Below are 13,128 nucleotides of genomic sequence, written 5' to 3'. Positions count from 1 at the left end.
GCGGATGAACACTTGCCCCGCTCGGTAGCTTCGTCCCATGGGGAACGTCAAACGCTGGCCCGTGCTCGCCGGGGTCGGTGTGGTGGTGGCCGCGGCAGGCTGGTGGATCGTGGACGAGATGCCGTCGGTGGACGACGCCGTCGCGAGGGAGGCGCTGCCTGGAATCGACGAGCATCTGCGCGCGCTCGCCGGCTCCGGCGACCCGGGCGTCCGGTGGGTGTGCACACAGAAGGTGATCGAGACCCGGCCGGACGGCGACCTCGTCAAGATCGGCCTGGTCGCGAGCTGCGACGAGGTCGCGAAAGAGGGCGACGGACTCGTCACGCGCGGCGGATTCCGGCGGCAGCCGATGGTCTACCGCGTGGAACGGGCCCCCGGCGGGTACCGCGTGCTCGACCGGAAGTTCGCGGAGGACGGCGCCGGCTACTCACGTTCGGTCAAGGAGATGTTCTCGTGGGTCGGCGCCCGCCGGGTGCTCGGCGGCGCGAGCCCGGACGACCCGAAGTCCTTGTCCGCCGCCGCGTTCGGCCTGCCCGAAAGCACCCCGGTGCGCACGGGCCGGTGATCAGTCGCCGTTGCGGTCGATCCTCTTCGGCACCACGAACCACATGACGACGAACAGCACCGCCGACACCACGCCGAAGACCGTCATCGCGATCGGGCCGAAGACCACCTTGGCGATGAGCGCGACGGTCGTGGTGATGGCGGCCGCGAGGCAGCCGAGCCCGACCAGGACGGACCGGTTGCCGACGGTGAGGATCCGCTCACGGTTCCCGGTGCGGAACAGTAGCCGGTGCCACGCGGCGGGCGCCGTCAGCAGCACCGTCGAACAGACCGTGAGCAGGACCGCCGTCAGGTGGACGGATTTCTCGAATCCGCTCGCACCGTGGAACTCGTCGGTGAACACCACCGTGAGCAGGAAACCGAAGAGGATCTGGACACCGGCCTGCGCGACCCGCAGCTCCTGCAGGAGCTCACTGACGTTGCGGGTCAGGCGTTCGTTCTTCGTCTCGCCGGTGTGCTCGACCATTCAGCGGCTCCAGGACCATCGGTTGACGCCTGACCTTTTCGTGCCAGCCGAGCGACGTCACTGACACGACCACAACGGCTAGGCCCAGCCACTGAGTACCCGACAAATCGGCGTTCAAGCACAATACGCCGATCATGGCGGCCGTGACGGGGAACGCCAGCTCGGCCAGCGTCGCCCTGGCCGCGGGCGTCGACCGCAGGCCCACGTAATAGAGGCTCAGCGCCAGCAGGCCGGGGACCAGCGCGAGGAGAGCGAGCCCGAGCGCGTTGTCCCAGCCGACGGCGAACTGGCCACCCTGGTACGCCACGATGCCCGCCGCGACCGGGAGCCCGACCGTGAAGCGCAGCGTGGTGACCTCCTTCGGCGCCAGTTCGGTGGAGAGCAGCCGTCCGAGCACCGTGCCCGCCGCCCACAACGCGGCCGCGCCGATCGCCAGCAGCGCCGCCTTCGCCGCGGCGACCTGGATGTTCAGCGGATCCTTGAAGGCCAGCAGCCAGGCACCGAGCAGCGCCGGGATCGCGAAGAAGGCGTACCCCGGGCGGACTCGCTCACGGAGCACGAAATACGCCGCCAGCACGGCGAACACCGGCTGGAGCTTCTGCAGCACCAACGGCGTCACGGGGTCGCCCAGTTTGAAGGCCGCGGTGAACATCGCCGTCGCGAGCGCGGAAGACCCGCCGCCGATGGCGAGCACGGCCAGCCATTCCCGCGGGCCGGTCCGGCGCAGCGCCCGGACTGCGCCGGGAATGAAGGGGCTCAGCACGAGCACTACCAGCAAGTGCTCCCAGAAGACGACCGTGGCCGCCGGAAGCGCCTCGGCGAGCGGGAGCCGCAAAAGTCCGTCGGTACCCCAAAGAGCGGCGGCGACCGCGACCAGCCAGGTGCGATCCGGAGGATTTGTACTCACTTACCCTGCCCATAGTTCGAGAATGATCGCCCGACCGAGTGACCACTCTGGCGTGTCCGATTCGTGCGGACTAGGCAAGGGGTATGCGCCCCGTCCCCGCACTCTCGCTTGTCCTGTCCGCGGCCGCATTGGCCCTGACCGCCGGCGCCGGACCGGCCACCGCCGTCCCCGGCTCCCGCGTCCACGTGATCACCGCCAAGAGCGGTCTCACGAGCTACAAACCCGAACTGGTGCCGCCCGGCGCCCGCGCGCACGTCTTCGGGTTGACGTCCAAGCATCTCGGCACCTCGACCGCGATCCTCGTGACCGGCCTGCTGCCGAACCGCGAATACGGCGCCCACGCCCACACGAAGCCGTGCGGCGCCACCGGCGACCTCGCCGGACCGCATTACCAGAACGTCGAAGACCCGGTGAAGCCGTCGGTGGACCCGGCCTACGCCAACCCCCGCAACGAGATCTGGCTCGACCTCACCACCGACGCCACCGGCCGCGGCGCCGCCGTGTCCAAAGTGGACTGGACGTTCACCGACCGGCGCGCGAACTCCATCGTGATCCACGAAACGCATACGCACACCGACCCGGGCCACGCCGGGACCGCGGGGGCCCGGCTGGCCTGCGTGACCGTCGGCTTCTAGAACCCCCAGGTCCGTTCGGGGCGGATCCTGATCCGGACGTTGTACTCCCGGTCGAATTTCGGGACGTCGTAGTCGATCGCCGGGTAGTGCTTCTCGTACTTTCCGAGGAAGCCCGGCTGCTCCGACGCGAGACCGTCCGGCAGGATCTCGGCCTTGCCGCCGATCACCAGGATCGAGCCCCCGTGCTCATCGCTGTTGAAGTGGAGGCTGACCTCGGGGTTGCCTTCGATGTGGCGGGTCTTCGCCGTATCCGGCTGGCTGAAGACGATGAAGTCGTCACCGTCGAGCACGAACCACACCGGGCGGGGCGAAGGGCGTCCCTTCGGGCTGATCGTGGTCAGCCAGGCGACGTTCTCCTTCGCCCGCTCGGCGAGCCGTGGGTCGGGTCGGTAGCTCATGAACCGACCAACCACGACCCGGCGGCATTTCTTCCTCGTCCGCTCAGCGGGACGCAACGAGTTTCGCGTACCGAGTCCCGGCGCCGAGCAGCACCAGGCCGGCGATGAGGAAGGCGGCGACCCTGGCCAGGCCGTCCAGCGCGGCGAGGTCGAACAGCACCAGCTTCAGCACCGCCGCGCCGACCAGTACGAAGCCGATCACCCGCAGGTTGACCGCGGAGATTCCGCGGACGAGCAGCACGAGCGCGGCGACCGTCCAGGACACCGTGATCACCACGTGGCCGACCAGGAACCCCGAGCGGCCGGGAACGGCCAGCATCGCGCCGCACAGCACCATCGCGCCCGCGCCGTAGAGCCCGCAGACCCCGGCGAAGAGCCACGGCACCACGTTCTCCGCCGCGGCCTTGAACAGCCCGAGCCGGTGCGCGACCCACGGAAGCGTGATCGAGACGGCCAGGATGGCGAGGGCCACCAGGAAGGCGGCGGCGAGGTCGGCGTCCGGACGGTTCCGGATCAGGAAGAAGAGCGTCGGCGGGACGTCGAAGACCAGCGCGATCATGCCGCCGATGACAGTGAAACCCAGCCCGCCGAAGAGCGCCACGTGCTTCTTCGTCCACAGCGCGACCAGTGCCAGCAAGACCCCTTCGCCGATGAGGACCGCCGAACGGGCACTGCCGTCGAACAACGTCATCGTCGTCTGGAGAGCCGCGACCAGCCCGGCGGCGCCCGCGAGGTCACCCGTCCAGCCGTCGAGCCACTGTCCGGCCGCCCACACCGCGAGCAGCACCAGCGCGACCGAAGCCGTGACGAGCACGGCCGGGGTCTTCGGCAGGAGCAACGCGGCGAGCAACGACGCCGCGGGCGCGAGGGCGAGCAGGGTGAGCGCGGCGGCGTCCCCGCTCCGCTTGGCGGTGACGATCAGGGCCAGCGAGAGTCCGACGCCGCTCACGGCCAGCGCGGCGGCGGTGTTGGCCGTGCTGCCGCCGGGGCCGGTGAACGCGGTGCTGAACACCGACGCGACCAGCGGCGGGATCCCGGAAGCGACCGCGACCGACGGCCACGACTGGCGCAGCTGCACCGGCGTCGAGGCGACCTGGACCACGAGCAGGAACGCGACCAGCTGCGGGGTGAACCCCTGCGTGATGATGGGCGCGCAGATCACGCATCCGAGTACGACGGCCGTCGCGAGCAGCGACGACTTCCACCGCACGGCCAGCAGCAACCCGCCGACCGCGATCAGGAGCCCGATCGCGAGACCGGCGTAGGCCGGGAGGTACTCGTACATCGTCGTCGCGGCGATGGCGTCGAGGTACAGCGCGCCGATGCCGGTGGCGGCGAGCGCGAACGCGCCCGTGCGGCCCGCCGGCGTGCGGTGCAGGCGAAGCCCGATCCCGACCAGCGCCGCGCCGAGCACGGCACCGCCGATCACCCGCGGCAACGGGCCGAACCAGCCACGCTGGATCGCGAGCACGAGGAACAGCACGATGCCGAGCAACGTGACCGCGCCGCCGATCCAGGCCAGCAGTCTGCTGCCGGCGCCTTCCTTGCCCAGCTTCTCGGCGAGCGACACCTTCGGGGCAGGCTGGTAGGGGCGGTAGGGCTGCTGGTACTGCTGGCGGTACTGCTGCTGCCATTGCGCGTACTGGGCCTGCTGGTATTGCTGCTGGTAGTGGGCGTACTGCGGGTGCTGCTGGTACGGGGGGTGGGGGTACGGCTGCTGCGGGGCCTGCTGGGCCTGGGGCTGCTCGGCTTGCGGCTGCTGCGCCTGCGGGGGCACCTGCGCCTCTTCGGCCTGCTTTTGGGGCGCTTGCTCAGGCGCTTCTTCGTGCTTCGGCTCCGCCGCGGACCGGACGGTCCGCAGCTCCGTGCCGACCCGCGCGAGGCGGGCCCCAAGGTCGTCGATCTCCCCGGCGAGCCTGAGGAGCACATCCCCATCGGTGGTCATGGCGATCAGCATGCGGCCTGAGGACCCCCATGGGATCCGTAGCACTACTCAATCGTGATGACGATGTGGTCGCGACCTGCGAGATCATCGCGATCGGGCCCAGACGCGGAGCGCCCGCAGGCAGTCGGCATTCTTACCGGGGACTTGCCCGCCTCCGTGGACCTGCCGACGCGTCCGCCGCTGATCTGCCGCGTTGCGCAGCCGCAACGAGACGACCCTTTTCATCCCATCTCAGTAGATGTCTAGCCCGCCCTTGACGGTTGCGTCTAGCCCTGCCTAGACACACCCTGTGAGACGACGAGAGGTCATAAGAAGATCGCTGTCGCCGCCAGGCGGCAACGCGCGGCGTGGATCCTGGAACGGGAAGGCGCCAACCACACCATCGACACCCTGAACGGCGTGGTGGTGCCCATCCCGCGCCATACCGAACTGGGCGAGGTCTTCGCCGTCGACATCTTCAAGGAATGCGAGGGCGTCCTCGGGAAAGGATGGTGGAGGAAGTGAAGACCTACCACGCCGAAGTCGCTCGCGATGGAAGGTTCTGGCTGATCCGGGTCCGCGAGATCGACCGCTCGACCCAGGCTCTCCGCTACAAGGACGTCGTGACGATGGCCAACGAGCTCATCGAAATCATGGACGGCGTCGGAAACGACGAGTACGACTTGCACCTTGAGGTGCACCTGCCGAGTTCGGTGAAAGACCATCAAGCTCGCGCCGAAGTCCTGCGGGAAGAGGCCCAACGCAAGCAGGCCGAAGCGGCCGCGGAACACCGTGCGGCAGTTCAAGAACTGCTCGCTCTCGGCGTTTCACAACGCGAAGCGGGCGAAGTACTGGGCATGTCGTTCCAACGAGTCAGCCAGTTCAGCTCACTGCGCCGCAAGACCGCACGGATCGTGTGAACGCTCGGCCACCGTGTGGATTTTTGGACATCTGACGTCCCAAAATCCACACAGTCACGGCACGGCTCACCGACGGAACCGGACGAAGGCGAACCGATATCCATATTTCTCCATGCTGCCCGGATGAACCCCGGCGAACGCTCCTCAGCACGTCCCGCACCTTCCAGCTGTGGCGATACGGCGCGCCGGGCGCTCGCAGTTGATCCTCCGATCCGGGTTCTGTGATCGCTCCTCTCGCCGTTCCGATCGGCGACGGTGACCAGCCCACCTGCGAGTGACAGACACCACAGGCGACAATGGAGGACGTGACAGCCACCCTGCGCAAGCCCAGCCTGAAGATCGGCCCCTACGAGGTCGATCCGCCGGTCGTGCTCGCTCCCATGGCGGGCATCACGAACGTCGCGTTCCGGCAGCTGTGCCAGGAGTACGGCGCCGGCATCTACGTCTGCGAGATGATCACCGCCCGCGCGGTGGTCGAGCGCCACCCCGGCACGATGCACATGATGACCTTCGGCGAGAACGAAAAGCCCAGGTCCATGCAGCTTTACGGGGTCGACCCCAAGACCATGGCCGAGGCCGTCCGCATCATCACCGGCGAGGGGCTCGCCGACCACATCGACAGCAACTTCGGCTGCCCGGTGGCGAAGGTGACGCGCAAGGGCGGCGGCGCGGCGTTGCCGTTCAAGCGCAAGCTGTTCGCCGACATCGTGCGTGAGTCGGCGAAGGCCGCGGCCGAGGCGGGGGTGCCGTTCACGGTCAAGTTCCGGGTGGGCATCGACGACGACCACCTCACCTACCTCGACGCCGGGCGGATCGCCGAGGCGGAGGGCGCGGCGGCGGTCAGCCTGCACGCGCGCACCGCCGCGCAGCGCTACTCCGGACAGGCCGACTGGACGAAGATCGCGGCGCTCAAGGAAGCGGTCACCAGCATTCCTGTGCTCGGCAACGGCGACATCTTCTCCGCCGAGGACGCGCTGCGCATGGTCGACGAGACCGGCTGCGATGGTGTCGTGGTCGGCCGCGGTTGCCTGGGCAGGCCGTGGCTGTTCGGCGAACTGGAAGCCGCCTTCGCCGGTCGCCCGCAGCCCACTCCGCCGAATCTGGGCGAGGTCGCGAAGGTGCTGCGCCGCCACACGGAACTGCTCGTCGAGCACGACGGCCACGACAAGGCCATGCGCGACATCCGCAAGCACATGGCCTGGTACTTCATGGGTTTCCCGGTCGGTTCGGAGCTGCGACGCGGCTTCGCGATGCTGTCCAGCATGGACCAGCTCGACGACCTGATCGCCAAGCTCGACCACGACGCGCCGTTCCCCACCGCGGCCACCGGTCCGCGCGGGCGGCAAGGTTCGCCGGGCAAGGTCACGCTGCCGCACGGCTGGCTCGACGACCCGGACGACGACTGCGTGCCCGAAGCCGAGGACATCCACTCGGGGGGCTGAAACGAAAAACGCTCCCGCCGGGCGACGGGAGCGTTTCGTTCACGGCTCAGGTTCCCCTGGTCTTGTAGGCGAACTTCCACTGGCCGGTGTCGACCTCGAAACACCGCATGGTGATCGTGTAGTACCGGGCCATGTTGCTCTGCTCGATCTGGCAACTGCTCAGGCTGGAATACGGCCCGAGCTGACAGCCAGGATTCCCGTCACAGACCCCGGCGACCGAGACCGGTGCCTCTTCGGCCACCGCGACATTCGCCGCGGTGATACCGATGCCGCCCGCGAGCGCGACCGAAGCGGCGCCGACGGCGAGCCGGCGCCTCCACTTGTTCGACATGTGTTACCCCAGTTTCCCCAGTGCGGCCGGGCATCGACCGCCGCGTTATTAGACGATCAAGGAACCCTCCTCGTCAATCCCTTGCCGCCTGCCGGAAACCGGAGGCCCGTAAAGTCGGCGTCGTGATCGAGCAGCTGAGCATCCCCACCGCGGCCGGTTCCTTCGACGCCATCGCGGCGGGCCCCGAAGACGGCCGCCCTGTCCTGCTGCTGCACGGTTTTCCCGAGGCCGCGGTGGAATGGGAGCACCAGGTCGCGACGCTCGGCGTGCTCGGCTATCGCGCGGTGGCCCCGGATCAGCGCGGCTACTCCCCGGACGTCCGGCCGGAACAGGCGTCCGAGTACGGGATCGACGACCTCGTCGGCGACGTCATCGCGATCGCGGATCGCTTGGGGTGGAACGAATTCGATCTTGTCGGACACGACTGGGGCGGCGCTGTCGCGTGGTGGACGGCCGACGCGCGTCCGGGCAGGCTCCGGAGTCTCGCCGTGATTTCGACGCCGCATCCGGCGGCGCTGGCGGAGGCCATGAAGACCGACGAGGACCAGCATCTCCGATCGGCGTACATGACCGAATGGCGGCAGACCCGCGTCACCGAACGGCGGATGCTCGAGAACAACGCCGACGCGCTGCGCCGCATGTTCGACTGGAAGGTGTCGCCGAGCAAGGTCGACGAGTACGTCCGGCGTCTGTCCGAACCGGGCGCGCTGACCGCCGCGCTCAACTGGTACCGCGCCGGCCGCCCCGGCGGGAAGATCGGCCCGATCGAGGTGCCGACGCTCTACATCTGGAGCACCGAGGACGCCGCCTTCGGCTCGACGGCCGCGCTCGACACCGCGAACCGGGTCACCGGCCCGTACCGCTTCGAGATGATCGAGGACGTCTCGCATTGGGTGGTGGAAGAGGCGCCCGAGGCCGTCACTTCTTTGCTCGTGGAGCACCTTTCGTCCCACTAACAGGGGTAACTCTGGTCGCGGTACCGGTCACAGCGAGCCTGGTGGTTCAGTGGGGCCGGTGAACAACATGACCGAAGTGGACACCGAACGCATCGTCTACGTCACCGAGGACGGTGAGCCGACCGGCGAAACAGCGCCCAAACTGGCCGCCCACCACGAGAACACCCGGCTGCATCTGGCCTTCTCCTGCTATCTGTTGCGCAGCAGCGACCAGGCCCTGCTGATCACCAGCCGCGCCGCCACCAAGAAGGTGTGGCCGAGGGTGTGGACCAACAGTGTCTGCGGGCATCCCGCACCGGGTGAACCGATCGAGGAGGCCGTCCGGCGCCGGGCCGCCTTCGAACTCGGCTTGCCCCGGCTGAACGGGCTCAGGTGTGTCCTCCCGTCCTATCGCTACTCGACGCCACCGTTCGAAGGCGTGGTCGAGAACGAGTTCTGCCCGGTCTTCGTCGCCTGGGTCGACGAAGATCCGGAACCGCATCCGGACGAGGTCGGCGACTGGCGCTGGCTGACCTGGAATGATTACGCACTGTTGCTGAATGACGATGTGACTGACGTGAGTTACTGGGCGAAAGATCAGTTTTCGCAGCTCAAAGACGCGGAGCCGTTTTCGTCCTTACAGAACGGCACTCCGGTGCGTGACAATGACGCCGAACCGTCGTCCTCTTGAGCGATATTCGCTTTGGCCCGTACTCATACCTCAAGAGATCCCTCCTATACGACGAAAACCAATTCGTGGCGGAGGTGAGCGTGGCAGCCGACGACGAGGCCGCGCTCCCATCGGGCGCGCCGACCACCGATCTGCTCACTTTGCATGAGTCGATCGCGCGAGTCCTCGCTACACAGGGTGATTGGCGCCGCGCGTACCACCACCTCAAATCCGCTTTGGACCTCGCCAGGGCAGGCAGCCTGCGGGACACCCTGACGTCCAGTTACAACCGCCGCTACCTCGATCAGTGGCTGCACGGCCCGGCCGTCGACCACCGCGGCCCGCCCGGCGTCGCCATCGCCTTGGTCGACCTCGACCTGTTCAAGGAGGTCAACGACACTTTCGGGCATCTGGTCGGCGACCGCGTGCTCCGCGAAGTGGCCGATCTCCTGCAGCAGGGGCTCCCGCCGGAGGCGTTCTGCGCCCGCTACGGCGGCGAGGAGTTCGCGCTCGTCATCCCCGACGTCGACGCCGCCCGCGCCGTGCGCATCGCCGACACCGCCCGTATCCGGGTGGCCCGCCATCCGTGGCGCCGGATCCGTCCCGGCCTCGCCGTGACGATCAGCGTGGGACTCGCGCACGAAAGCCGCGCGGAACCGGATATCGCGGCGGAACCGGAACGGCAGTTGCGCAGCGCCGACGCTTTGTTGTATATGGCGAAACGGGCCGGGCGAAACAAAGTGGCCTATCAGGACGAAGAATCATCACGGACGATTCCGCAGCCGCTGAACGCGGCCGAGTCCGCCGGCGCCTAGCCACTCGCCGCCACTCACACAGTAAGCGTCGCACTCTGCGTAGCGGTTTCGCACCTTTTAACGCAGCTTTAACCACGACCGCTCACCCGATCGCATGGACCGTTCGGCGCTTCTCGGTACCTTGAGTGAAGAAAATTCCGGGATGGTTGTCGTCACGAACCCGAGGTGTCCGTACGATAACGAAAGAGCTTCGACGAGTCGTGAAAGGAGACCGAGTGCCCGACGAGCACCACAACCCGGGGACCGGTCGCCACAGTCACACCGACAGAAGCGCCGGTGAGCGCGGCCGCAGGGCTCGACGCCGCTCGATGGACACCCACGGCGGGATCAGCGTTTCCGACGTCGTCGCACGTCACACCGGTGAACGCCCGGTCTTCGATCCCACCGCCGAGACGCCCGCTCCGCGCCGCCTCCGGCAGAGCGAACCGGCGCCCGAGCCTCCGAGACCCGGTGCGCGCGCCGCTCGGACGGAGCCGCCCGCACCTCGTCGTCCTCGTCCGGCCGCGCCCGTCGAGAGCCCGGCGCCCGCGCCTCGCGCGGCCAAACCCGCCACGCCGCGGGCACAGATGCCACCGCGGAACCCGCAACCGGCCGAGTCCCAGCGTCCGCCTCGTGCGCGCCAGCCGCGCCGCACTCCACAGGCCGCGCCCAGCCCCGAAGCGCCGACGCAGCGCCGTCCGCCGTTGGTGAACCCGGGCGCGCAGCAGCAGCCCGCGGCACCGCCGTCCCCGCGTCGTCCCCGCCGCCCGGTGCAGCGGCCGGTGCAGCAGGTGCCGGTCCCGCCGAGGTCCGAGATGGACCGGCTCACGATGACCGACGAGCTCGAGGCGATCGACGACGCGACGATCACCAAGCGCAAGATCGACCACACGCTGGCCCGGTTCTCCGCCGCGCACGACGAACTCGAGGCCGAAGAGGCCAAGAAACGCGAGCGCCGCGAACGGTTCGCCGCCCGCCCCGCCGCGCTGCTGGAGCAGACCCGCACGGCGCTGCAGCGGGTGGTCACGACCACCGATTCCGCACCCGCGGAGGCCGCCGAAGAGCCGGCCCCGCAGACCCGTCTGCAGGAGAAGAAGGAACGCAAGACCAGGCAGACGGCCAAGGCGGGCCGGATCGCCGCCGCCGTGGTCGCCGCGCTCGTGTTCCTCTCCATCGGTTCCGCGTGGGGCGCGCAGACCTGGTTCGACGCGAAGTTCAACACCGTCGCTTCGCTCGACGAAGACTCGGCCGACATCCAGGACGCCGCGGGCCAGACCGGCGACGAGAACTTCCTGATGGTCGGCTCCGACTCCCGTGACGGCGCGGCCGCCGAAGACGGCGTCGGCGACGCCGACGGCACCCCGGGTGCCCGTTCGGACACGGTCATGATCGCGCACGTCCCCGCCGACCGGCAGCGCGTCGTCATGGTGTCCTTCCCGCGCGACCTCGAGATCAGCCGTCCCGAATGCAAGCGCTGGGACCCGGCGACGTCGTCGTACTCGGAAGAGTCCGCGCCGGCGCAGAAGATCGCGAAGCTGAACACCGCCTACGCGGTCGGCGGCCCGCAGTGCGTCACGAAGGTCATCCAGCAGATCACCGGCATGAAGATGAACCACTTCGTCGGGATCGACTTCAACGGCTTCAAATCCATGGTCGACGCCGTGCAGGGCGTCACCGTGTACAACGAGAAGCCGGTCGACGACACCACGCTCGGCATGATCATCCCGCAGGCGGGCGAGGTGCGGATATCCGGCGACCAGGCGCTGAACTACGTCCGGGCGCGGCACGTCAAGGGCGACCCGACGTCGGACTACGGCCGGATCAAACGGCAGCAGGCCTTCCTCGGCGCGTTGCTGAAGACCGTGATGTCGAAGGAAGTCATCCTGGACACCGGCAAGCTCAGCGGGTTCATCGACGCGTTCGCCAAGGCCACCTTCGGTGAGAACCTCGGCATCAAGCAGATGATGACGTTGGCGAAGTCGATGCGCGGGATGGGATCCGACAAGGTCAAGTTCCTGACCGTGCCCACCACCGAAGAGGCGAACAAACGCGGCAACGAGGTGCTGGTCCAGAGCAAGGCGAAGGCCGTCTTCGACGCGCTGATCAACAACACCCCGCTGGAAGAGAAGGCGCCGGCGCCTCCCGCCGGCGAAACGGCGTCCACTCCGACCAGCTCCGCCAAGTCCGGCGGCGCCAAGAAGAGCAGCAGCTCAGGCTGAGGATCATTCGTTAGTCCGGGTTCACGTCGGGTTCACTCTGGGATGCGGCTTTGGCCCCTGTTCCGGCGTAGGGTTGGGCCATGCGTGAGGCTTACCATGTCGAACTCGAACAGCTCGCCGAGAACCTAGCGAGCATGTCGCTCCAGGTCGCCGACGCGATGGAGCGGGCGACCCGGGCGTTGCTCGAGGTCGATCTCGGACTCGCCGAGCAGGTGATCAGCGACGACGCGAAGGTCGACGACGCGCGCGCCGAATGCGAGGAGCAAGCGTACGCGCTGCTGGCCCTGCAGGCCCCCGTCGCGACCGACCTGCGGACCGTCCTCGCCGCGATCCACGCGGCGGAGAGCCTCGAGCGGATGGGCGATCTGGCCCTGCACGTGGCCAAGGCCGCGCGCCGCCGTCACCCGGATCCCGTGCTGCCCGACGAGGTGAAGGCCGACTTCGCCAAGATGGGCGAGGTCGGGGTGAACCTGGCCCGCCAGGTCGAGCAGGTCATCAAGTCCAAGGACGTCGAGGCCGCCCGCACGATCGAGTCGGACGACGACGAGGTCGACGAGATCCACAAGCACCTGTTCACGGTCATCATGGACCGGAACTGGGACCACGGCGTCGCCGCGGCGGTGGACGTCACCCTGCTGGGCCGCTTCTACGAGCGCTTCGCCGACCACGCCGTCTCGGTCGCGCGCCGGATGATCTTCGTGGTGACCGGCAAGATGCCCGGCTACGGACCCGACGAGCTGTAGGCACTTCGCTCTGGAGCCAAGGGGCCCTTCACCGCATCTCACGCGGTGAAGGGCCCCTTCGTCACGTCAGCGCCGGGCCTCACGACCATCTGGACCGACGCTCACCTCGCCGCTCCTGACCCCCAAGCGCGTGAAGGCCCCCTTCCCTCGGCTGAGCCGAGGGAAGAGATCGGAAGAGCG

Annotated in this window: 14 protein-coding genes; 9 read left to right on the top strand and 5 right to left on the bottom strand. The window is 68.4% G+C overall.

Annotated features, from left to right (window positions below):
- Positions 1-37: 37 nt before the first annotated feature.
- Positions 38-565 carry a hypothetical protein gene (locus LCL61_RS08310; protein ID WP_340686298.1) on the top strand — a complete coding sequence of 176 codons (528 nt, stop codon included), beginning with the start codon at positions 38-40 and terminating at the stop codon, positions 563-565.
- Here LCL61_RS08310 and LCL61_RS08305 read toward each other — a convergent pair whose 3' ends face one another.
- Both LCL61_RS08305 and LCL61_RS08300 read right to left on the bottom strand, forming a co-directional pair.
- The gene (locus tag LCL61_RS08305; RefSeq protein ID WP_340686297.1) at positions 566-1,030 is read right to left on the bottom strand and encodes a DUF6328 family protein; all 465 of its coding nucleotides are present in this window, start codon (positions 1,028-1,030) and stop codon (positions 566-568) included.
- Entirely contained in the window at positions 975-1,937 is a 963-nt protein-coding gene (locus tag LCL61_RS08300) for a DMT family transporter (RefSeq protein ID WP_340686296.1), read from the bottom strand. Before LCL61_RS08300 ends, LCL61_RS08305 begins: the two co-directional genes overlap by 56 nt.
- An 83-nt stretch (positions 1,938-2,020) precedes the next feature.
- Here LCL61_RS08300 and LCL61_RS08295 point away from each other — a divergent pair, with 83 nt between their 5' ends.
- The gene (locus LCL61_RS08295) at positions 2,021-2,572 is read left to right on the top strand and encodes a superoxide dismutase (protein WP_340686295.1); all 552 of its coding nucleotides are present in this window, start codon (positions 2,021-2,023) and stop codon (positions 2,570-2,572) included.
- Here the strand turns inward: LCL61_RS08295 and LCL61_RS08290 are convergent.
- Together LCL61_RS08290 and LCL61_RS08285 are read right to left on the bottom strand one after the other, a co-directional pair.
- Positions 2,569-2,970, bottom strand: a complete 402-nt coding sequence (locus LCL61_RS08290; protein ID WP_340686294.1) for a TIGR03667 family PPOX class F420-dependent oxidoreductase — start codon at positions 2,968-2,970, stop codon at positions 2,569-2,571. The two genes, LCL61_RS08295 and LCL61_RS08290, sit on opposite strands and share 4 nt — an antisense overlap.
- 43 nt (positions 2,971-3,013) lie before the next feature.
- Positions 3,014-4,927, bottom strand: coding sequence for a DUF2339 domain-containing protein (locus LCL61_RS08285; RefSeq protein ID WP_425341989.1), 1,914 nt, complete (start codon positions 4,925-4,927; stop codon positions 3,014-3,016).
- A gap of 488 nt (positions 4,928-5,415) precedes the next feature.
- Between LCL61_RS08285 and LCL61_RS08280 the strand changes: the two genes are divergently transcribed.
- Complete coding sequence (locus tag LCL61_RS08280; RefSeq protein ID WP_340686292.1) at positions 5,416-5,814, top strand: hypothetical protein; 399 nt, start codon at positions 5,416-5,418, stop codon at positions 5,812-5,814.
- A 296-nt stretch (positions 5,815-6,110) separates the two neighbouring features.
- The gene (gene dusB, locus LCL61_RS08275; RefSeq protein WP_340686291.1) at positions 6,111-7,256 is read left to right on the top strand and encodes a tRNA dihydrouridine synthase DusB; all 1,146 of its coding nucleotides are present in this window, start codon (positions 6,111-6,113) and stop codon (positions 7,254-7,256) included.
- 46 nt (positions 7,257-7,302) lie between these two features.
- Here the strand turns inward: dusB and LCL61_RS08270 are convergent, their stop codons facing one another.
- Complete coding sequence (locus LCL61_RS08270) at positions 7,303-7,587, bottom strand: hypothetical protein (RefSeq protein WP_340686290.1); 285 nt, start codon at positions 7,585-7,587, stop codon at positions 7,303-7,305.
- A gap of 122 nt (positions 7,588-7,709) precedes the next feature.
- Here LCL61_RS08270 and LCL61_RS08265 point away from each other — a divergent pair, with 122 nt between their 5' ends.
- The 5 genes from LCL61_RS08265 (at position 7,710) to phoU (ending at position 12,948) form a co-directional block, all read left to right on the top strand.
- Positions 7,710-8,543, top strand: coding sequence for an alpha/beta hydrolase (locus LCL61_RS08265; protein WP_340686289.1), 834 nt, complete (start codon positions 7,710-7,712; stop codon positions 8,541-8,543).
- A gap of 67 nt (positions 8,544-8,610) precedes the next feature.
- A complete protein-coding gene (gene idi, locus LCL61_RS08260) occupies positions 8,611-9,213 on the top strand; it encodes an isopentenyl-diphosphate Delta-isomerase (RefSeq protein WP_425341988.1) in 603 nt (200 codons plus the stop codon).
- Positions 9,214-9,278: 65 nt separating this feature from the next.
- Positions 9,279-10,007, top strand: a complete 729-nt coding sequence (locus LCL61_RS08255; RefSeq protein ID WP_340686287.1) for a GGDEF domain-containing protein — start codon at positions 9,279-9,281, stop codon at positions 10,005-10,007.
- A 794-nt stretch (positions 10,008-10,801) separates the two neighbouring features.
- Complete coding sequence (locus tag LCL61_RS08250) at positions 10,802-12,205, top strand: LCP family protein (RefSeq protein WP_340688528.1); 1,404 nt, start codon at positions 10,802-10,804, stop codon at positions 12,203-12,205.
- A gap of 80 nt (positions 12,206-12,285) precedes the next feature.
- On the top strand, positions 12,286-12,948 hold the full coding sequence (gene phoU, locus LCL61_RS08245; protein ID WP_034312635.1) for a phosphate signaling complex protein PhoU: 663 nt from the start codon (positions 12,286-12,288) through the stop codon (positions 12,946-12,948).
- The last annotated feature ends 180 nt before the right edge of the window (positions 12,949-13,128 follow it).

This window comes from Amycolatopsis coloradensis (genome assembly GCF_037997115.1).
Classification (GTDB): Bacteria; Actinomycetota; Actinomycetes; order Mycobacteriales; family Pseudonocardiaceae; genus Amycolatopsis; species Amycolatopsis coloradensis_A.
Note: the sequence above shows the minus strand (reverse complement) of the source record. Positions and strands in the feature narration are given on the sequence as shown.